This is a genomic window from Urechidicola vernalis, from assembly GCF_031846385.1.
Lineage (GTDB): Bacteria > Bacteroidota > Bacteroidia > Flavobacteriales > Flavobacteriaceae > Urechidicola > Urechidicola vernalis.
The window spans coordinates 267313-288661 of the sequence record NZ_JAVRHV010000001.1; the positions used below are offsets into that span (position 1 = coordinate 267313).

The window sequence follows — 21349 nt, forward strand, 5'->3', positions numbered from 1 at the left end:
AATGAAGATTGTAACTAGAGTTGTTTTTTTGATTTTAACCCTGTCATTTTATGAGGGTTTATCTCAGAATAAATTAGAAATAGAGGGCGTTATTAACGATAGCCAAGGAAATCCAATTCCGTATGTTTCAGTTCATATTCCAACCAAGCAAATAGGAACCACAAGTACGGAAGAAGGGAAGTTCTATTTAGCACTTGATAATTCCAATTTACAGGAAACTTTGGTAGTTTCAAGTATGGGTTTTAAAACATTTACGGTAAAAATTGAAGATTTTATGCAGCAGGATATTGCTACAATCACCTTACAGGATGCCGTAACTAGTTTAGAAACGGTAGAAGTTATGAGTGCTTCAAAATCGAAGGATTATGTTGCTGAAGCGCTAAAGGAATCAAAAAATACATTTATTAGCGATAATCATGAATTGAAACTTATTTATCGTAGGGCTTCAGTTGAGCAAAATGTATCAAAGTTTTTTGTTGAGCATTATATGTCCTTTGTTTATAAAGGGCCAAAAAGTGCTATTTCAAGATTGCAAGTAAATGAGGCACGTGTATCTGCTGATTATCGAATCGCTCCTGAAAAGCAATGGGACCATGCCGCGGTATATATGGTAAGCCTAAACCCCTTAACCGGATATCATGGCTCTTTGAAAAGTATGGATTGGGTAAAAGTTGATGACACTACCTATGATGGTGAAGATGTTATGATTTTGGAAGGAACAAAAAAGACGTCCGGAAAGGGTAAAAAGAATAAAACTATTTTATATATCGGATTTGATACTAACAATATTTATAGAATTGAAAACTCCGTTGGAAATTCCGTGTATCAATATGTGAAAAATGCTGATGGAAAATTATACCTCAGTTATCATAAACGTGAGTACGGAGGTCAAAAGAAAATTTCAGAGTTCTATCAAAAAGGACTGAAACTAAAGAAACCATTTATACATTCTGCAATTAAACACGAAGCAATCGTTTTAAGTGTAGAGACGGATAAAAAAAAATTCACGGCTCAAAGCTATGAAGAACATAATAAGGACATGAACGAAGTTGTACTGCCGTATCACCCTATTTTTTGGAAAAATTTGAGTTTACCTCCAGATACAGCATTTTATAAAAAAATAAAGCAGGAGTTGGAAGAAAACTATGGGGTGCCTTTAGAGAAGCAATATAACTTGGTTAATAAATAGATTTCCAATGGTAAAGTTCGATAGCATATTCCTTTTTATTGTATTCACCTTGATCGTTTCAGGATGTAAGAAAAAGTTAGGTGATGAGAAAAGTTCGCCAAATGTTATCCTAATTTATGCGGATGATTTAGGACGAGGATTGCTATCTCACGAAGGTCAAAAAATAATACAAACACCCAACATAGATAAATTGGCAGAAACAGGTGTTCGTTTTGAAAGTGCTTATGGAGGTATGTTTTGTTCGCCAGCACGTGCTAGTTTATTAACGGGTTATCACGATTTGCACACTGACAAATGGGAAATTTCCAGAGCAGGTTTATATTCAGATATTACGCGAGATAAATACACGCGAGAACAGGTAGAGAATGCATACGATAAACAGGCAACTCCTGTTCCAGAAAATGAAGTTTTCCTTCCTGAAGTATTTAAACAGGCAGGGTATGTAACTGCTCAAGTGGGAAAATTGGATTGGGGTTTTGCCACAACACACAAACAGTTGAAAAGGCATGGCTGGGATTACTATTATGGTTATTACGACCATCAACGTTGCCATGGTTTCTATCCTCCGTTTTTATTCGAAAATGGTGAAATGGTCATGATTGAAGGAAACACAAGAGCGGATTGTGGAAAAACTGCTGAATGGGACAAAAACGGAGGTTATGAAGATCGATGGAATATGGAAGGAAAGAAACAATATTCTCAGAATTTGTTTTTGGATAAAATGATTGGCTTCCTCAGAAAAAATAAAGACAGCAGTTTTTTCTTGTACCATCCTACCCAATTACCACATGGGCCTTCATCAATACCAGAAATTCATCCTGACTTTAAATCTAATAACGAACTGACTGAAATAGAAAAAACCTACGCATCCATGGTTAAAATGCTAGATGATCATGTAGGTATACTTGTTGAAGAATTAAAAACACTTGGCTTATATGAGAACACCATCATTGTTTTCTCTGGTGATAATGGGCATGAAATTTATTATCCGTCAGAAGATAAAATCAACAAACCGATGTTAAACATGCAAACCGGTAAAAATTTCGACAATGTACACACTAAATATTATAGTGAGTTAGTTGGTGATGTGTTTAATGGAAACGATGGTATGGCCGGTATGAAACGAGATAATTGGGAGGGCGCTGTTAGAGTACCTCTTATCTATAATTGGCCGGGTAAACTTGAAGAAGGGAAAACAATACATACCAAAGTAGCCAATTATGATATGATGAACACTTTTGCAGATTTATTAAACGTTGATTTATCAAACGAAAAAGATGGACTTTCGTATTTACCCGAATTATTAGGAGAAAAATCAGGGAAAGTTCATGATTTTATTGTGTATTCTTCATTTCAAGGACCAGCATTGGTTACACAGGATGGATGGAAACTACGATACTATGGTCCAAAAGACATCTATCAACTTTATTACTTACCAGATGATTATAGAGAAGATATGGAGTTGTCTGAAAATCACCCAGAAAAACTTGAACGATTAAAAATAGAACTAATAAAAGCATGTAACGGTGATATAAAAAACGGATGGTTTTCTTATCAATCTGGTATTTTAGAAACACCCAATATTTAAATTAAAAATTAATTAGAGTTTCAAAAAAAATAACAAACAATAATACAAAGTCAAAAACATGAATTATACTATCAAATTAGTTGCCATATTATTTATTTTAAGTTTGACATCTTGCAGTCAAAAAGGAACTCAAGATCAAACCGATCACCTAAAGTTATGGTATAACCAACCAGCTACAGATTGGCAGTCTGAAGCCTTGCCTATTGGTAATGGTTTTATGGGAACCATGTTTTTTGGTGGTATTGAAAAAGAGCAAATTCAGTTTGCTGAAGGAACGCTTTGGAGCGGTGGACCAGGAAGTGGCGATGAATATAACTATGGTATAAAGAAAGATGCTTGGAAACACCTAGCAGAAGTTCGCCGTTTGCTCGATGAAGGTAAAATGGACGAAGCCCATGAATTGGCAAACCGAGAATTAACGGGTTCTATGTATAAAGATCCAGATTCAAAATCATCTTTTGGTAATTATGGCGCTCAGCAAACCATGGGCGATCTATTTATAGAAGTAAAACATGAAGGAGAGGTTTCTGATTACATTCGTGAACTGGATATTGAAAATGCAGAAGGTCGTGTGAGTTACACTATTGGAGATACTCAATATTCGCGGACTTATTTCGCAAGTTACCCGTCTAAAACCATGATATACAGATTCGAAAGTAATACTGCTACTGACTATTCTTTGACATACAAAACTCCGCATATTAAGAATACTGAATCATTCTCAAATGCAACCTATTCATTTCAAGGTCATGTTGAAGACAATGGAATGGAGTTTGAAACACGTATAAAATTTGAAACCGACGGTACTATTGAATTTAAAGACGGGGAACTAATAGTTTCTAGCGCAAAGTATGTGAATATGTATCACGCAGCAGCAACGGACTATACAACAAATTACCCAACTTATAAGGGTAATGATTATGTGGCTGCGAATATAAAAACATTAGAGAATATTGAAGGAAAATCATTTGATGCCTTACGAACGGAGCATCAACATGATTTTAGTAACCTTTTTGATCGTGTTGAACTTGATTTGGGTGATAACAAAAGAGATAGCATTACAACGGGCAAACGTTTATTTGAATATTCAAAAGGGTTAACAGATGCCGGATTGGAAGAATTGTATTTTCAATACAGTCGTTATTTAATGATCTCTGCATCTCGTCCAGGAAGTATGCCATTGAATTTACAAGGAAAGTGGAATAATAGTACAAATCCGGCTTGGGCTAATGACTATCATATGAATATCAATCAGCAAATGCTATACTGGCCAGCCGAAGTTGCAAACTTGAGTGAGTGCCATGTACCATTGTTCGATTATATGGAAACTTTAGTCGAGCCAGGAAGGATATCTGCAAAGGAATTCTTTAATACACGTGGGTGGATTGTTAACACCATGAATAATCCTTTTGGGTATACCTCTCCGGGGTGGAATTTTCCATGGGGATTCTATCCAGGTGGCGCAGGATGGTTATGTCAACACCTTTGGGAGCAATACGAATTTACCCAAGACAAAAAATTCTTAAAGGAAACAGCATATCCTATGATGAAAGAGGCGGCGTTATTTTGGATTGATTATTTAATAGAAGATGAAAACGGCTATTTAGTTTCTTCGCCTTCGTATTCTCCAGAACATGGTGGCATTTCAAGAGGAGCTTCTATGGATCACCAAATTGCGTGGGATTTATTAAATAATAGCATCGCTGCAAGCGAGATTTTGGGTGTTGATGAGGAGTTTAGAAAAGAAGCAAAATCAATTCAAGAAAAAATTGCACCACCAACCATTGGAAGTTGGGGACAATTACAAGAATGGAAAGAAGATGTAGATGATCCGAAAAGCAAGCACCGCCACGTTTCTCATTTATATGCATTTCACCCTGGTAAACAAATATCGGTAGAAAAGACTCCTGATTTCGCTGAGGCAGCAAAAGTTAGTTTGAATGCTCGTGGCGATGACGGAACTGGATGGTCATTGGCTTGGAAAGTTAATTTTTGGTCGAGACTTAAAGATGGAGAGCGCGCCTATAAATTATACCGTAGATTATTGCAACCCATAGATACTAAAAAAGGTGGAATGATAGGTGGAACGTATACCAATTTACTATGCGGACACCCGCCATTTCAGTTAGATGGAAATATGGGAGGAGCAGCAGGAATGGCAGAAATGTTATTGCAGTCACATACTGGAAGTATTGAATTGCTTCCTGCTTTACCAGCAGCATGGAAAAATGGAAGTGTAAAAGGATTAAAAGCCAGAGGCGGTTTTGAAGTAAGTGTTGAATGGAGAGATGGAAAGTTAGTCTCAGCAAAAGTTCATACTGTTAATGAAAGTGATGTTTCGATTAAATATGGAAACAATATAAAATCATTTAGATTAAAACCGAATCAAGAACTAAATCTTGACGAAGTGCTTAACGAAATTAATTAGAGTTTTTCGGTAAATAGTAATTTAAGAATGAAATTACTTTGAATATGAAAAAAACACATATGAAATGAAAAAAAGTCTATACGTAATTCTGTTAATATCCTATCTAGGAATTGCTCAAAAAAAACCAAACTTAATCATAATTATGACAGATGATATGGGTTGGGCAGATGTTGGATTTAATGGTTGTAAAGATATTCCAACACCTAATATTGATATCATCGCTAACGAAGGAGTGAGATTCGATGAAGGATATGTCTCGTTTCCAGTATGTGGACCTAGTAGAGCTGGTTTGTTAACCGGGCGCTATCAAGATCGATTTGGTTTTACCACCAATCCATCTATAGATCCAAACAACCCGATTGCGGGTTTACCGGTTGAAGAAGAGACTATAGCCCAAGTTTTACGAAAAGCCGAATATAATAGTGCAATTGTAGGTAAATGGCATATGGGTACCAATGCAGTTTTTCATCCTTTAGAAAGAGGCTTTGATTATTTCTACGGCTTTCTTTCAGGAGGTCATAATTACTACCACGATCAATTAATTTACAATGATTTATCAGATGTAACATCCAAATGGGGCTGGTATAAAACCAAAATTAAAGAGAATCATTCTGTTGTTGAAACGGATGATTATTTAACAGATGAATTGAGTGATGCCGCGGTTAGCTATATTAACAAGCAAGCAAGAAACGATCAGCACTTTATGTTGTACCTGGCATACAATGCACCACATACACCACTGCAAGCAACAGAAAAATATTTAGCTCGATTTCCAAATATTAAGGACAAAAAAAGAAAAACTTATGCCGCTATGGTAAGCGCTGTAGATGATGGTGTTGGACGAGTTTTAAATGCATTAAAAGAACAAGGTTTAGATGAAGAAACTATTATTGTTTTTTTATCGGATAATGGTGGGGCACATAATAATGCTTCAGACAATGGTCCGCTTCGTGGCTTAAAAGGAGATTTATTTGAAGGTGGTGTACGCGTACCTTTTGCAATGCGATGGAAAGGTAACATTCCTGAGGGAAAAACGTACAAGAATGCTGTGTCTTCATTAGATATAATGGCAACAATAGTAGCGCGAAATAACATTAAGATAAATAAGGAGCGTCCTTTAGATGGAGTGGATTTAGTTCCTTTTTTAACTGGAAATAAAAAGGGTAATCCGCATGATGTATTGTTTTGGAGAAAATGGGAACAGAATGCAATGGCTATTCGAAAAGGAAACCTAAAATTGGTAAAGAATATTAAAGATAATCATAAGGATTTGGAATTGTTTGATTTGTCTTTAGACGTTTCGGAATCGAACAATTCAAAAGTGAAGGTTAAGCAAACCTCGAAAGAGTTGCAAAAGGAATGGGAACAATGGAATTCGGAATTAAAAGATCGAGTTTTTCCAACCTTGGGAAGCGATAATTGGTGGAGTAAGAAAGGGAAAAAATAAGAAATTTAAAGTAAATATTTAGATGGTTAAAAGTATAGCGTTAAGAAGAGTTTTTGTTGGAATTGGAATACTATTAAGTGTTGTGGTTAATTCACAAGAGAAGGAATTGCCTCCTCCAAATATAGTTTGGTTGGTGTCTGAAGATAATTCTATGCACTATTTAAAAATGTTTAATGATAACGGAGTCGCTACACCGAATATTGAGGGTTTGGCTGAACAAGGTTTAACCTATACAAGAGCATTCTCTAATGCAGCGGTTTGTAGTTCTGCAAGATCAACGCTTATTTCCGGAACATATGGTCCAAGATTGGCGTCACATTATCATAGAAAATTACAAAAGGTACCAATGCCTACAGATTTGGAAATGTTTCCAGCATATTTGAGAAAAGCAGGTTATTACACGACCAACAATAATAAGGAAGATTACAATTTTAAAAAGAAGGAAAATGTTTGGGATGAATCTTCAAACAAGGCTTCTTATAAAAACAGAAAAAAAGGGCAGCCCTTTTTTCATGTATACAATACAGGTATAACACATGAAGGTAAACTTCATTTTAAAAAAGGTATCGTAAAAAACAAAAAAACTCAAACAAGTTTAGAATCATTTACCGTTCAACCGAATCATCCAGATACAGAATTGTTTAAATATACCAACGCTTACTATAGAGATAAAATAGTGCAAATGGATACCCAAATGGGTACGATAATTCAACAATTAAAGGATGATGGATTATATGATAATACCATTATTTTTTATTACGGGGATCATGGAGGAGTACTTCCAGGAAGTAAGGGATACTTATATGAGACTGGTTTGCATGTGCCTTTAGTTGTGCATATTCCAGAAATGTATAAACATTTGGCTCCTCATAAACTAGGAGGTAAAGTAGGTGGATTTGTGAGTTTTGTTGATTTTGGGGCAACAGTCTTGAGTTTGGCTGGTGTAGAAATTCCAGAAAATATGGATGGTGAACCATTTTTAGGAATGAATGTTTCTGAAAAAGAGGTGAATAGTAGAGATGAAACTTTTAGTTATGCAGATCGCTTTGATGAAAAATATGATATGGTACGAGCCCTTAGAAAAGGCAAATACAAATACATTAGAAATTACCAGCCATTTAATTTTGATGGATTGTTAAACCAATATCGCTATAAGCAATTGGCTTTTCAAGAATGGGCAGATTTATATGCAAAAGGTGAACTGAATGAAGTTCAGGCAAGTTTTTATGAGTCGAGATCTCCAGAAATGTTATTTGATGTGGAAAACGATCCTTATGAAACTAATAATTTAGCCAAGAATCCAGAGTATAAATCTATTTTACAGAAGATGAGGAAGGGATTAAATGCATATGAAATGTCAATGCCAGATCTTTCTTTTTATCCGGAACATTATTTAATAAAAAATGCATTTCAGAACCCAGAACTATTTGGACAAAAACATAAAAAGGACATTTTGAAATACATTAAAATTGCCGATTTGAGTTTAGGCTCTTTTGAAAATTCTAAAAAGAAACTGGAAAAGGCTTTAAATTCGAATGATCCTTGGGAGCGTTATTGGGCACTTATTGTATGCAGTACATTTGGCAAACAAGCCAAGAAGTTTAATCAAATAATTAAAGATATAGCTAATAATGATTCGGAACGAATCAATAAAATTAGAGCTTTAGAATTTATTGGTTTAACAGGTGCTCAAAATCCGTTAGAGGAAATGGCAAGTATTTTAGTGGAATCTGAAAGTGTTGCAGAATCTTTACTTATTACAAACACAATGGTTCTAATGACAGATGGTCCAAACAAGTATAGAGCAACTATGAATTTTGATCAAGTTTCTGAAGAAATTAAAACTGCTGTTCCTTTGGTTAATAGATTTGAATATTTAACACGTATTTCAAAATAGAACTGAGAAGAACTTTTTTGCTTGCCTGCTTATTATTTGTAGTTTAATTTTTTCTATGGTCAAACCAAATGTTCTGGCCATTGTTTTAGATGATTTAGTTTGTTGATTGTGAACTGTATAATTACCTCATAAGGAACAATCGATTGTTGAAGATTAGCCTATTAGTGACAAAACAATGGTAATATTTATGTTAGTAAATGTTTATTATGTGCTATTGAAATTAAATTGTTCAATAGGATATGGTTGCTATAATCAATAAAATTACATCAGGAAAAACAACAGATCTAAAATTAACGTGGGTATTTAGATTGACGAGGTTATTGGAATCAATTTTTTGAATAATTAAAATTGAATTGTAATGTAGAATGCCCATCCAAGGATCATAAATTTAACTGATATGGAATTGAAATATAAGCCTTCTGAGATCTCTGAAAATGAATCTTTCTACGTAGAACGAAAGAAGATTCCTTACTATGGAAATAACTGGCATTATCATGAATCTCATGAATTAATGTTTTCTATAAGGGGGGAAGGAGTGAGAATTGTTGGTGATAATATAGATCATTTTTCTGGAGAAGAGTTAGTCTTAATTGGAGGAGGCTTACCTCATTTATTTAAAAATGAAGAAAAGGATGTCAATTCCTCAGCAGATTTTATAGTTTTAAAATTTAAGGATTTATTAGAGGAGTCTTCAATTTTCGCATTGCCAGAGCTTTCAGAAATAAAAAAGCTAATTGATATCTCAAAAAGAGGACTCGTATTTTCTAAAAGCACTATTGATAAAATCCGAAATCCTTTGATGAAATTGTCTGAAAGCAGCGGAGTGAATAGAATTGTAAACTTCATTAATGTATTGCACACCTTATCTGAAGAAAAGGAGTATCAGTTTTTAGCAACAGAAGGGTTTCATTTAAAGAATAATTCTAAAGGAGAAGATAGGATCCAAAATGTTATAAATTATATAAGTTCTAACTATGTAAAAGATATCTCTCTAGAAGATTTAGCAGGTGTAGCCTTTATGACAACCAATTCTTTTTGTCGCTATTTTAAAAGCAGAACAGGTAAAACAGCATTTCAATTTATACGAGAGTATCGGGTAAATAAGGCGTGTCAATTACTTATCAATGGTAATAAAAGCATTGCTGAAATTTGCTATGACACAGGATTTAATTCTCTTTCTAGCTTTAATAGAATTTTTAAAAATTTGAAAAAAATATCTGCAAGTGAATATAAAGGGAAGTATATGAATTTGAACGCATAAAAGAGGCTTTCTAAAAAGGGTTTTAAATTGTCATATTGAGCGAAGTCGAAATATCTCAAATTGAACGGAGATTCTTCATTCCATTCAGAATGACAATTCAATATTTTTTCACCTTTTTGACAGCCCAATTATTTAAATAATTTACACCACACTATTTGAGTACCCAAGTATAACACTCGCTCCAATTAGAACGATCAATCCTATAAGCAATAGATTAAACGGTTTTTTAGCTCCATTCCATTCTCCGGCTCTATAAGCCCAAAAGTTACTTATTATTAAAGAGAGTCCAAGCAGCATTGGCCAGCCAATAACACCACCAATAGGCCCAATTAATGCAGCGCCCTGACCGTATATACCGAGCGCTCCAAACCAAAATATGCTGGCTAATATAGCCCATCTGTAAGCCTTTGCTGAGTTTATAACCTTGAATGAACCCCATGTTTTGTTTTTAAATAATAGATAAATTGCATATCCAGCATTCATAATAAATGCACCAATTAAAACAACAACCCAAGCGGCTAAACTTGCATTTCTATCGAGTGCCCCCATACTTTCGGCCAATTTTGCAATTGGAGCAGCTTCAACAAATCCGACATTTAACAATGCAGATAAAAGACCGCATGCAACAGCGATTAAAATTCCCTTGACAATATTAGATTTTTCACCGGTGTTTTTAGCACTTAATTTATCCTTGTTTATTCCAGCCTTTGCAGTAATTGCTACCCCTATAAGTGTAATAAAAAGACCTGCAATTACATAAGGAAATTGAGGAGTAGAAGTTGCATTTTCCATCCTTAGTAAAGGAATCAATGCGCCAACAGAACCTGCCAGACCCATAACAATACCCATTGTCAAAGAAAGTCCGATATAGGGTACACTAACACCAAATAAAATTCCTCCAATTCCCCAAAGGAAACCAAACAGCATAGCGATGTATGCAACTTTTTGAATTACGGGGTCTGAAAAAGTTTGACTTAAAACTTCAGTTAAATTTGGAACCGCTATAAATGCCCATGCCATTGGTAAAATAATCATGGCTATGGTAACATGTATCAACCACCAAGACTCCCATTTAAGTGGAGCCATATATTTCATTCCAAGTCCAAATGAGCCTTGAAAAACACTAGCAATTATGATTAGTAAAAAAGGGAAAAATGAAAATTCCATATGCGTTGTTATTATTATTAAATTATAATTTTATTGCGATTGATATACGTTTCTTTACGAGATAATCATCTAGTGCTAAATGAGAACAATCGTGACCAATACCACTGTTCTTAATACCACCGTGAGGTAAGTAGATGGCATATTTAACACCGTTTACTTGTATTTCACCAAATTCTAGTTCTTCGGAAAATCGGTGAATTCTGTTATGATCGTTTGTAAAAATATAGGAGGCTAAACCGTATTCGGTTTGATTGGCTAATTCCAATACTTCATCGTCCAAATCAAAACTTAGGATAGGAGCAACAGGACCAAAAATTTCTTCATTAAATACACGCATTTCTGATGTAACTCCTGATAATACGGTTGGTTCAATCCAATTTCCAGCCTCGGGTAAGTTACTAGGGATTCTTCCACCGTATTCAAGTTTAGCTCCTTTGCTAACCGCATCATTAATTAAATCGAACATCCGATCTCTATCACTTCTGTTAACAACGGGTCCCATAAAAACATCCGGGGTTTCTTTTATTCCAAAACCAAGTTTTAATTCAGACGTTCTTTTCACAAATGCTTTTAAGAACTTGTCATAAATGTTTTTATGAACAAAAATTCTATTGGCTGCAACACATATTTGCCCTGAATTCCAAAAACTTAATACTACTGCTAGGTCTAGTGCCTTGTCAATATCGGCATCGTCAAAGACAATGAAAGGTGCATTGCCCCCTAGTTCCATTCCTAACTTTTTAATTGAAGTGGTACTGTCAGAAATCACTTTTTTTCCAGTTTCAGTTGATCCAATCATGGTAAGTACTGCCGGTATTTTACTTGTGGTTAATGTGGTCGCAACTTCACTGCTTGGACCAGATATAATGTTCACAACACCTGCTGGAAAATCAATTTCATGCAAAATTTCACCGAGCATATAAGTAGACAATGGAGAAAGGGTAGAAGGCTTTATAATAATGGAACAACCCGCCGCCAAAGCTGGACCCAATTTAAAACCAACATTTAATAATGGAAAATTCCAGGCCAAGTAGGCTACTGCAACACCTGCAGGTCTTGAAATCATTTTATGTGTATGCGTGTTTTCATAATCTGGTAGTTGTTCTTCCTTTAAATTCTTCATTGCATTTGGGTACCATTCCAAAGCATTTACAACAGCTTCTATATCTTCATAAGCACCTTCGTAATTTTTACCCATTTCATGAACCATTGCAGTTCTTAGCTCATGTTCTTTTTCGAGTACAGCCAATCTTAGTTTAGACATCCATTCTGTACGTTCCGTTAAGGAAAGTTTAGACCAATATTTAAATCCTTTTTGAGCCGCTTTTAGAGCATAATCGGCATCTTCTTTACCTGCTTGGGCTACTTCTGCTATTATTTCTCCGGTAGCGGGACACTCAACAACTGTCCTTTTTCCGCTTTTGGCGTCAACCAATGCACCGTTGATGTATAATTTTTTATAACCAAATTTTTCCGTATTCAATTTATTTCAGTTTAATTAAATAGTAATATTTTTAATAGTTTCATTCGGAATGGCATACTCCATTAAAACGGCTTCGTCAACTTCTATACCCAATCCTGGTGCCTTTGGTATGGCAATTAATCCATCTTTCAATTCAATTTTAGGGTATGTTAAGCGTTCTCTTATGCCATTCTCCGTCTGGTCATATTCCATCAGAAAATCAGGTTGCATCATTCTACCTGGTATGCATTCTAAATTGGCAATAAAATTGAGTGCAACATGAATTCCAATTCCTGTGCCCCAAGTATGAGGAACTATTTCAATTCCATAAGTGCTTGCCAAAGCAGCAATTCTTTTGCCTTCGGTTATTCCACCGCTCGAACAAATGTCTGGCTGTAAAATATCTATGGATTTGTTCTTTAGTAATTGATGAAATCCAAATCGCAAATACTCACATTCACCAGCTGCAATTGGTATTGTAGTTCTATTTCTGAGTTCATTATATTGTTCATAATACTCTGGAGATAAAGGTTCTTCGAACCAATGAATATTGAGAGGCTCTAATTTTTTAGCTAATGAAACGGCTTCCCTGAGATTATAAGCGTGGTTGGAGTCAACCATCAGTTGTATTTTATCACCAATAAGTTCTCGTACTTTTTTTACATTTTGATAGTCTGTTTCAACACCTAGTCCAACTTTCATTTTAATAGACTTGAATCCACGAGCTATATAGTCTTCAATTTCTTCCTCATAATCTCTTGAAGGATTGTTGATGTCTGAAAAATACAGCCCTGTTGCGTAGGGACGTACATGATCTCTTTGTTTTCCACCGAGTAGGGTAGATACAGGAAGTCCGAGAATTTTACCCTTTAAATCCCATAGTGCAATATCTATTGCACTTATTGAAGCAACTAAAACACCTCTTCTCGCGTAATCCAGTGTTTTACGATACATTTTACTCCAAACAAGTTCGTTTTCTAGAGGGTTTTCACCAATTACGATAGGTCTTAAAAGATTAATTCCTTCATTTAAAACATGGGCTGGGCCATATCCCTCTCCCCAACCAACTTCTCCGGATCTAGTTGTTATTTTTACCACACAAATACAACGTTCTGAGTATTCCCATTGAGAAAAGTAAAAACTTTTTGATAATTGATCCTTGAGAATAAAGGATTCTACCTTACTTATTACCATTGGTTATTTTTTTTGATTTAATGCAAAGATTATTTTACGTTATCAAAAATAGGAATTGAAAAAAGTGAATGGTTAATTAAACTTACCCTTGCTCTATCAAAAATTATCTGTTTAGATTTTTGAACCCGAAAAAGGTTTAATTTATGAGTTCCATCATCTCAGATTTTAACTGAGTTTTAATTTGTTTTAGTGAAGTATCATCTGCTAAATTGTTCCATTCTTTAGCATCTTTTTTAATGTTGTAAAGTTCTTCTTTTCCATTGTGATAGAGGATATACCGCCAATGCTCAGTTCTATAACTATAGTTTTGCTGTTTAACATAAGATTCTTTCAAATCCTTGGTAATTTGGATGTGCCAAAGTGCGCCAGGGTTGCTGCTAAAACCTATGCCTTCAATTGGTTTGTTAATAGCTGCGCCTAAAACGGTTAAAGCACCATTAGGACCTTTCCAGTTTTTGGAATTCTGGTTTTCTAAGAAAGGTTTCAAACTATATCCATCTAGTTTTTCACTATCAGATGAATTTAAAGTACGACCCTTTAAATTACATAAATCTTTTAGGGTAGGAAAAATATCAATTAATGAAACGGCATGATGTACCTCGCTTTTGGGCTTTGAAAATTTAGGAGCCCTTATAATAAAAGGAATTCGTGTGCTTTCATCCCATGGTGAATTTTTATATAAATACTCTTTTTCGCCCATTTGCCAACCATGATCGCTAACAAAAACTACAATGGTGTTGTCCTTAAATTTACTGTTGTCAATCGCATCCATTACAATACCGACTTGATCATCCATAAATGCAATGCAGGCTAAATATGCTTGTAAAAACTTCCGTAAGCCTTCATCTTCATTGGGATAAGATTTTCTTAACTTTTTGTAATAAGCAAGACCCATTTCTGTATCATCATAAACACTTGAATAATGAATATCTTCATTATCATTTTCTTTTATAAGAGGTAATTGAATCTCATTTAAAGGAAACATGTCAAAGTATTTTTGCGGAGCATATAAAGGTGTATGAGGATTCACGAAACCTACGCCCATAAAAAACGGTTTGTTCGAAACGTTTAATTCGAGTTCTTTAATTTTATGTTTTACCCAGAGCGCGTGCTGTTCATCAGGCATTAAATCTCGATCATTATCATTTTCATATCTGAAACGTTTTTGGCCATAGGTCCAACCGGTTTCTATAATGGTGCCATTTTCATTTTTAGTTATAGGAGTATCTGCTAAAGAAGCAAAAGAACCATCGACCACGTTTATGCTTCTAAATGGTTCGGGCACCGAAGAGTGCCCCATAATCCGTTTTCCTTTTTTATCAATACCACTGTATGCATGAGGACCATAGTTTATCCCTTCAGGCACACCCCAATCATCCCAATAAGACTTAACGTTTTTATGAAGTAACTTTCCTGTTCCTAAAGTTTGATATCCATTTTCTTTAAAATATTCGATAAAGGTTTTATGATTCTTTAATACAGCTTGCTTAAAGTGTGGAGTCCATCCAAAATCTCTTGAGTTATGAGGGTAAATCCCAGTAAACAAACTATTTCTAGAAGGTGAACAGACAGGAACATTGGTATGTGCATTCGTAAATTTCGTACCCGATTCTGCTAATTTATCAATGTTGGGGGTTTTGGCTTGAGTATGGCCTCCGAAAGCACCTTGATAATCGTTTAAATCATCTACCATTATCATTAAAATATTTGGTTTTGTAGATGATTTTTCGGTTTGTTGACTATAAATGGTTAGTCCAATAAAAAGCGTTATAAATCTGACAAAGAAAGATCTCATTTAATATTTTTTAATACAATGGTTGCAATTTCTTTAAAATGTTGAAACAATTGATCAAAATTCTCTGATTCAATTAATTTTTTATCGAATAGTGATCCACCCATGCCAACACCAATGGCACCAGCATTTAAAAAAGCGGCTATATTCTGTTTTGAAACACCTCCTGTTGGTAGTAATTTTGCATTGTTTAGTGGTGCAAGAATGTCTTTAATATAAGAAACGCCTAACTGTGTTGCAGGGAATACTTTAACTGCGGTTGCTCCTAAATTAGTGGCGTTATAAATTTCGGTAGGAGAAAAGGCTCCTGGAAAAACTGGAATTTGATGCGTTCTACAATAGTTAATAACTTCAGTATTTAAAATAGGAGTAACGATAAAAGTGGCACCCGCATTTAAAGCACGCTTTAAATCATCCAAACTGCAAACAGTACCAGCGCCAATGTTCATATCTGAATTTTCACTACTCAGTTTTTGAATGATCGTTTCTACATTTTTAGAATTCATTGTAATTTCTAAATTTGTAAACCCTGCTTTTTTATAATATGGTAGAATTTTTTCGATTGATTCTAGTGATGCATTTCTTAGAATCCCTATTACAGGCATCTGGTCAAATAAGTTTTGATTAAATACAGCCGTCATAATTTTTATAAGGTTTTTAATAATTTGGAGTGACCTTTTACCACTGCTGTATCAACTGTTTGTTTTGATACAATTGAAGTTATTGTATTTAATTTTAGAATATCAATTGCCATTTTATACAATTCAAAAAGGGTTCCACTTGCACATAAATGTATAGAACTAGCATCCTTAAGATTAATAAGTTCTTTTAATTCCTCACCAATTAGCAAGCCACTTAAATAATAATAATTTTCTTGAGGGTTTAAAGTTTCAAACAAAGAGTTTGTTCTAGTTTTAAAAATAGAATTTAAAATTGAATTTCCATTTTGAGAATCCTGAATTCCTTTTGTAAACCCATTTATTGTTTGCCTATCGAAATTCCCTTGATTAATAGAACTACTTAGGATACTATGTTTCGATAAAACATCAAAGAGTTCTCCTGTAATGTAAGTTTTAAATTGAGTTACATGGTTATTTTGTATGGTCAAATGTTTACTATGCGTTCCAGGTAAAATAAAAATGTTGGTTTTATTAGGAACGCATAAATGTGATAAGCCTAAAAGTTGAACTTCTTCACCTCTAATTACATCAGTTTCTGACTGTACACCAGATATTAAGAAGATTTGATCTTCAATTTTTTCTATATGTAAAGATTGACCGTTAGTGTTAAATGGAATCGGAGCGTAAGATAATTCCTTTAATCCAATGCTTGAAGAAGCCATACCCGAAATCAAAATAGGGAAGGAGTTTACTTCATTCCCTTTAAGTTTATCAATTTCTGTTCTTAAAATATTGAAAAAAAAATCTGTCCTAGATTGTTCAGATTTTTTCCATAGCATAAATATTTGTTTTACGCCATTATTAGAATGAACTGCATCTATAATTTTCAATGTAGCCGTTTCTATGGCTCTAATACGCAAATTTGTAGTTCCCCAATCTACACTGATAAAATATTCTGCATTCATGCTTTAAAAATATAGCATCAAATTTAATTGATGCGCATAAAGTCTAAATATTAATAGTTAACAATTTTAAAACATAAATTACCATAAAGCAATTTTTAGAAAAAATGTGGTACTTAGTTTTTGGTAAAGTTACTTTCCAATACAGAAGTTAGCAAAGATGTTACCCAACAAATCATCTGTTGTAACACTCCCTGTTATTTCACCTAAATGGAATAAGGCTTGACGAATGTCAATTGCTAACAAGTCAGAACTGATGTCCATTTCCATCCCGTTTTCTACTTCTTTAATAGCCTTTAAAGCATTAGTCAACGCTTCGAAATGTCGATTGTTACTGACAATGGTTTGGTTATTACTAAGAGCACCGATGTTTACCAATTTAGTTAGTTCATCAATTAATGTGTCAATACCTACTCTAGTTTTTGCTGAGATTGGGATAAAAGATTCTTCGCCTTCACTCAGAATAACATTTAATTGTTTCTTCTCATCATCAGATATAGTATCGTACTTATTCAGTAAGGTTAGAATTCTTTTATTCGGATACTTCTCCTGTAACTCCTTAACGTCGTGCTGAACTTGTTTCAACATCTTATCATTATCGACAAGGTTAGATGCATTTAACAACTGAATGACCAATTGAGCCTGTTCAATTTTTTCAAATGTTTTTTGAATACCAATACTTTCTACAACATCTTCTGTTTCTCTAATACCTGCTGTATCTATAAATCTAAAACTAACACCATTTATAGCAATTTCGTCTTCAATGGCATCTCTTGTAGTACCAGCAATGTCAGATACAATGGCGCGCTCTTCGTTTAATAAGGAATTGAGTAGGGTAGACTTACCTACATTTGGTTCACCAACAATGGCAACCGGAATCCCGTTTTTAAACACATTCCCAAGAGCGAAGGAATCAATTAATCGTTTTAAAATATTTGATAATTTATTTACCAACTCCCTAAATTGTGTTCTATCGGCAAACTCCACATCTTCCTCAGAAAAATCAAGTTCTAATTCAATTAAAGATGCAAAATTGAGTAATTGCTCTCGAAGGTTTGCGATTTCAGAGGAAAACCCACCTCGCATTTGTTGCAATGCAATTTGATGTGATGCCTTTGAATCTGAAGCAATTAAGTCTGCAACAGCTTCTGCTTGCGTTAAATCCATTTTGCCATTGGTAAAGGCTCTTAAAGTAAATTCACCATTATCAGCAGTTCTACACCCATTTTGGAGAAACAATTGAATTATTTCTTGTTGAATATAAATAGAGCCATGGCAATTTATTTCAACCACGTTTTCCCCCGTGTATGAATGTGGGTTCTTAAATACGGAAACCAATACTTCATCAATAATTCTGTTTCCGTCTATTATATTACCTAAATGTATGGTATGCGACTTTACTTTTGTTAAATCTTTCTCTTTAATTCTTGATTTAAAATGAGCATTAACAAGGTCAATAGCCTTAGGCCCAGAAAGTCGAATCACAGAAATAGCACCCATTCCAGATGGAGTTGCCAATGCAATAATGGTATCGGTTTGAATCATGGTGCAAATATACGGACTAGGCGCATATAAATTTGAAAGTTTGAATTGTTAAATAGCTTGTCTAATAATGTCTTCATACTCGTAGTAAAATAGTTCTAGTTTTGACATGGTAGCAAAATAGAATTCGTAGCAAGAACGCCAGGTGTTTTTATTGTAGATACTAAACTTTTTTTCTAAAGGAATATAAATTCTATGAATTGTTTTTCCGTTGTCTAATGTATAATTATCACTATAGATTACGGAAGGCAATTCATTAGTTAATAAAGATTTTAAGGATAACATTTGATCGTATAATAATTCATTTGCAATCTCATCAGGGTGGTCAATATCTAGGCAAACCATTGCTTCTTTTCTATCCGCTTGAAATTTAAATGAATATCCTTTTATTGTAGTGTTGTACAATAACCATTTTCTAGGGAAAGACTTCCCAAACGAAGTCCAAAATTCTTTTCTTAAATGTGCCGCTTCTTCTTTACTAAACATTAGCCGTGAACTCTAGCTATTCCACCTCTTGTCTTCATAAAATCGGCTTCATATTTTAACAATTCATTCCATTTGGTATCCACAATGTTTCTGTCTTGATACTTACGTGCAAATCTTAAAAAAATAGTGTAATGATTCGCTTCAGAAATCATTAAATCATTGTAGAACTTTTTCAATTCAGGATCTTCCAAGTTTTCTGAAAAAACCTTAAATCGTTCACAACTCCGTGCTTCAATTAAAGCAGCAACAAGTAAACGCTGAATTAAGGCATCTGTTCTATCGTTGGTTTTTGGAAAGAATTTTTGCAAACGAATTGCATAATCATTTTGTTGAGCCTGTCCTAAAATCAATCCGCGCTTAATCATAATTTCATGCACCATCTGAAAATGTTCCAATTCTTCAATTGCAATCTCCAACATAGATTTAACCAATTCAGTTTCTTCGGAATAATTAATCGTTATGGAAATAGCATTTGCAGAAGCCTTTTGCTCGGCAAATGCATGATCAGTTAGTATTTGTTGCAAATCATCTTTCGCAATTTCTGCCCAAGAAGTTTCTGTTTCGAACTGTAGACCTAACATGGTAGCATTAATATAATTAAACGTCTAAATCTAGTTTTTTTCTAAATTCACTTAAAAACGGATTCTTTTCAGCGAGTTTCGCATATTTTTCCTGAGGAGTATAGGCATATTTTTTATCTGCAACTTCATTCACTTCAATTTCAAGTTCAAGACCATAATTATTCAGCCCTTGACGCAAAAACTTGAGTAGTTTTGGTTTATGCGTCATTAACTGAGACTTCATGTTTTCATTAGGCAGGGTCAGTTTAATTATTGTTCCTGATAAAACTGGTTTGTCTGCATTAATGATGGATGCAATTATTTTCTTTCCATCCTTTAATAAGTCGTTGTAATGTCGTTTCCAAAGTTTAATGAATTCTATCTCAGTAAACTCTCCCCTTGGCATGTTTGTAAAATCTTCAAACACTACTTCAGTGTCTTCAATTTTTTTTCGAGCAATACTTTTTAAAGAAAGGGTAGAACTGGTTTTTCTTTTGGTTTTTATTTTCGCTGCAGCTTCTAATACTACTGGTTGTATTTTTGGTTTTGAAGGCTGCTCATAATTTTTAGTGATTGTATCACTTTTAGCAATTGTTTCTTGAGCAACATCAATTCTTTCTTTAATAATGGTTGCCTTGAAGAAATTGGAAGGTATTATGAAGTTTTTGTCATTTTTTTTTTCTCCATCAAAAGTGATAGAGGCTAATTGCATAAGAGTCAATTCAACTAGTAAGCGTTGATTTTTACTAGTCTTATACTTAAAGTCGCAATCATTTGCTTTGTCAATTGCCTTTAACAGAAACTGCATTGTCGCTGCTTGGGATTGTTCTAAATATCTTTTTTTGGCGTTGTCTCCAACTTCTAGCAATTCTATAGTGACTTTATCTTTTGCTACTAATAAATCTCTAAAATGTGAAGCCAATCCAGCAATGAAATGGTGTGCATCAAAACCTTTAGTTAAGATCGTATTGAATTGAAGCAATACTTCTGGAATTTTATTTTCCAATAGTAATTGTGTCATATCGAAATACACCTCATAATCTAAGACATTAAGGTTTTCGGTAACTGCTTGTCTAGTTAATTCAGCTCCGGAAAAACTTACAACTCTGTCAAAAATTGAAAGCGCATCACGCATGGCACCATCTGCTTTTTGAGCAATTATGTGAAGTGCATCATCTTCTGCATTCACATTTTCTTGCGTTGCAATTTCCTTTAAATAGTTTTTCGCGTCAAATACAGTTATTCTTTTAAAGTCGAAAATTTGACATCTCGAAAGAATGGTAGGAATTATTTTATGCTTTTCAGTAGTTGCTAATATGAAAATGGCATGTGCAGGTGGTTCTTCTAGTGTTTTTAAGAAAGCATTAAAAGCCGCTTGTGATAGCATATGAACCTCATCAATAATATAGACTTTATATTTTCCAACTTGCGGAGGAATCCGAACTTGATCAGTTAAATTTCTAATATCATCTACCGAGTTGTTAGAAGCGGCATCCAATTCAAAAATATTAAAAGCAAAGTCTTCATCAGGGTTAACTTTGTCTAACCCATCTTGATTGATTCTTTTAGCCAAAATTCTCGCACACGTAGTTTTACCGACTCCTCTTGGCCCCGTAAATAATAATGCTTGTGCTAAATGATTGTTTTTAATAGCATTTTCTAGCGTATTCGTAATGGCTTGTTGCCCAACCACTTCTTTGAAAGTTTGAGGTCTATATTTTCGAGCCGATACAATAAAATGTTCCATGAATTAT

Annotated in this window: 16 protein-coding genes; 6 read left to right on the plus strand and 10 right to left on the minus strand. The window is 34.3% G+C overall.

Going from position 1 to position 21349, the window contains the following annotated elements:
• The first annotated feature begins 1 nt into the window (after position 1).
• From RM519_RS01220 to RM519_RS01245, 6 genes are all read left to right on the plus strand, one after another.
• Positions 2 to 1189, plus strand: coding sequence for a carboxypeptidase-like regulatory domain-containing protein (locus RM519_RS01220; protein ID WP_311591661.1), 1188 nt, complete (start codon positions 2 to 4; stop codon positions 1187 to 1189).
• A gap of 7 nt (positions 1190 to 1196) precedes the next feature.
• A complete protein-coding gene (locus RM519_RS01225) occupies positions 1197 to 2777 on the plus strand; it encodes a sulfatase-like hydrolase/transferase (protein WP_311591662.1) in 1581 nt (526 codons plus the stop codon).
• Positions 2778 to 2835: 58 nt separating this feature from the next.
• On the plus strand, positions 2836 to 5205 hold the full coding sequence (locus tag RM519_RS01230; RefSeq protein WP_311591663.1) for a glycoside hydrolase family 95 protein: 2370 nt from the start codon (positions 2836 to 2838) through the stop codon (positions 5203 to 5205).
• A 64-nt stretch (positions 5206 to 5269) separates the two neighbouring features.
• Entirely contained in the window at positions 5270 to 6652 is a 1383-nt protein-coding gene (locus RM519_RS01235) for a sulfatase-like hydrolase/transferase (protein WP_311591664.1), read from the plus strand.
• Between the two features lie 22 nt (positions 6653 to 6674).
• Positions 6675 to 8549 (plus strand): sulfatase family protein, encoded by a 1875-nt coding sequence (locus RM519_RS01240; protein ID WP_311591665.1) that lies wholly within the window; start codon positions 6675 to 6677, stop codon positions 8547 to 8549.
• 397 nt (positions 8550 to 8946) lie between these two features.
• Positions 8947 to 9810, plus strand: coding sequence for an AraC family transcriptional regulator (locus RM519_RS01245; protein ID WP_311591666.1), 864 nt, complete (start codon positions 8947 to 8949; stop codon positions 9808 to 9810).
• Between the two features lie 141 nt (positions 9811 to 9951).
• Here RM519_RS01245 and RM519_RS01250 read toward each other — a convergent pair whose 3' ends face one another.
• The 10 genes from RM519_RS01250 to dnaX form a co-directional block, all read right to left on the minus strand.
• Positions 9952 to 10977, minus strand: coding sequence for an L-rhamnose/proton symporter RhaT (locus tag RM519_RS01250; protein ID WP_311591668.1), 1026 nt, complete (start codon positions 10975 to 10977; stop codon positions 9952 to 9954).
• Between the two features lie 22 nt (positions 10978 to 10999).
• Positions 11000 to 12460 carry an NAD-dependent succinate-semialdehyde dehydrogenase gene (locus RM519_RS01255; RefSeq protein WP_311591669.1) on the minus strand — a complete coding sequence of 487 codons (1461 nt, stop codon included), beginning with the start codon at positions 12458 to 12460 and terminating at the stop codon, positions 11000 to 11002.
• Positions 12461 to 12475: 15 nt separating this feature from the next.
• Positions 12476 to 13633, minus strand: a complete 1158-nt coding sequence (locus tag RM519_RS01260; RefSeq protein WP_311591670.1) for a mandelate racemase/muconate lactonizing enzyme family protein — start codon at positions 13631 to 13633, stop codon at positions 12476 to 12478.
• A 136-nt stretch (positions 13634 to 13769) separates the two neighbouring features.
• The gene (locus tag RM519_RS01265; protein ID WP_311591672.1) at positions 13770 to 15428 is read right to left on the minus strand and encodes a sulfatase; all 1659 of its coding nucleotides are present in this window, start codon (positions 15426 to 15428) and stop codon (positions 13770 to 13772) included.
• Entirely contained in the window at positions 15425 to 16066 is a 642-nt protein-coding gene (locus tag RM519_RS01270) for a bifunctional 4-hydroxy-2-oxoglutarate aldolase/2-dehydro-3-deoxy-phosphogluconate aldolase (RefSeq protein ID WP_311591673.1), read from the minus strand. Before RM519_RS01270 ends, RM519_RS01265 begins: the two co-directional genes overlap by 4 nt.
• 5 nt (positions 16067 to 16071) lie before the next feature.
• A complete protein-coding gene (locus tag RM519_RS01275) occupies positions 16072 to 17010 on the minus strand; it encodes a 2-dehydro-3-deoxygalactonokinase (protein WP_311591674.1) in 939 nt (312 codons plus the stop codon).
• Between the two features lie 129 nt (positions 17011 to 17139).
• On the minus strand, positions 17140 to 18552 hold the full coding sequence (gene mnmE, locus RM519_RS01280; RefSeq protein ID WP_311591675.1) for a tRNA uridine-5-carboxymethylaminomethyl(34) synthesis GTPase MnmE: 1413 nt from the start codon (positions 18550 to 18552) through the stop codon (positions 17140 to 17142).
• A gap of 48 nt (positions 18553 to 18600) precedes the next feature.
• Positions 18601 to 19035: a DUF4268 domain-containing protein gene (locus RM519_RS01285; protein ID WP_311591676.1), complete on the minus strand. Its 435-nt coding sequence runs from the start codon at positions 19033 to 19035 to the stop codon at positions 18601 to 18603.
• Positions 19035 to 19616, minus strand: coding sequence for a MiaE family protein (locus RM519_RS01290; protein WP_311591677.1), 582 nt, complete (start codon positions 19614 to 19616; stop codon positions 19035 to 19037). The genes RM519_RS01285 and RM519_RS01290 overlap by 1 nt, the downstream gene beginning before the upstream one ends.
• Positions 19617 to 19632: 16 nt before the next feature.
• Positions 19633 to 21342: a DNA polymerase III subunit gamma/tau gene (gene dnaX, locus RM519_RS01295; protein ID WP_311591678.1), complete on the minus strand. Its 1710-nt coding sequence runs from the start codon at positions 21340 to 21342 to the stop codon at positions 19633 to 19635.
• Between the last annotated feature and the right edge of the window lie 7 nt (positions 21343 to 21349).

Bases quoted from the DNA above. Each gene is read 5' to 3' on its own strand.
- RM519_RS01220 (WP_311591661.1), top strand. From the start codon at position 2: ATGAAGATTGTAACTAGAGTTGTTTTTTTGATTTTAACCCTGTCATTT.
- RM519_RS01225 (WP_311591662.1), top strand. From the start codon at position 1,197: ATGGTAAAGTTCGATAGCATATTCCTTTTTATTGTATTCACCTTGATC.
- RM519_RS01230 (WP_311591663.1), top strand. From the start codon at position 2,836: ATGAATTATACTATCAAATTAGTTGCCATATTATTTATTTTAAGTTTG.
- RM519_RS01235 (WP_311591664.1), top strand. From the start codon at position 5,270: ATGAAAAAAAGTCTATACGTAATTCTGTTAATATCCTATCTAGGAATT.
- RM519_RS01240 (WP_311591665.1), top strand. From the start codon at position 6,675: ATGGTTAAAAGTATAGCGTTAAGAAGAGTTTTTGTTGGAATTGGAATA.
- RM519_RS01245 (WP_311591666.1), top strand. From the start codon at position 8,947: ATGGAATTGAAATATAAGCCTTCTGAGATCTCTGAAAATGAATCTTTC.
- RM519_RS01250 (WP_311591668.1), bottom strand. From the start codon at position 10,977: ATGGAATTTTCATTTTTCCCTTTTTTACTAATCATAATTGCTAGTGTT.
- RM519_RS01260 (WP_311591670.1), bottom strand. From the start codon at position 13,633: ATGGTAATAAGTAAGGTAGAATCCTTTATTCTCAAGGATCAATTATCA.
- RM519_RS01265 (WP_311591672.1), bottom strand. From the start codon at position 15,428: ATGAGATCTTTCTTTGTCAGATTTATAACGCTTTTTATTGGACTAACC.
- RM519_RS01270 (WP_311591673.1), bottom strand. From the start codon at position 16,066: ATGACGGCTGTATTTAATCAAAACTTATTTGACCAGATGCCTGTAATA.
- RM519_RS01275 (WP_311591674.1), bottom strand. From the start codon at position 17,010: ATGAATGCAGAATATTTTATCAGTGTAGATTGGGGAACTACAAATTTG.
- mnmE (WP_311591675.1), bottom strand. From the start codon at position 18,552: ATGATTCAAACCGATACCATTATTGCATTGGCAACTCCATCTGGAATG.
- RM519_RS01285 (WP_311591676.1), bottom strand. From the start codon at position 19,035: ATGTTTAGTAAAGAAGAAGCGGCACATTTAAGAAAAGAATTTTGGACT.
- RM519_RS01290 (WP_311591677.1), bottom strand. From the start codon at position 19,616: ATGTTAGGTCTACAGTTCGAAACAGAAACTTCTTGGGCAGAAATTGCG.
- dnaX (WP_311591678.1), bottom strand. From the start codon at position 21,342: ATGGAACATTTTATTGTATCGGCTCGAAAATATAGACCTCAAACTTTC.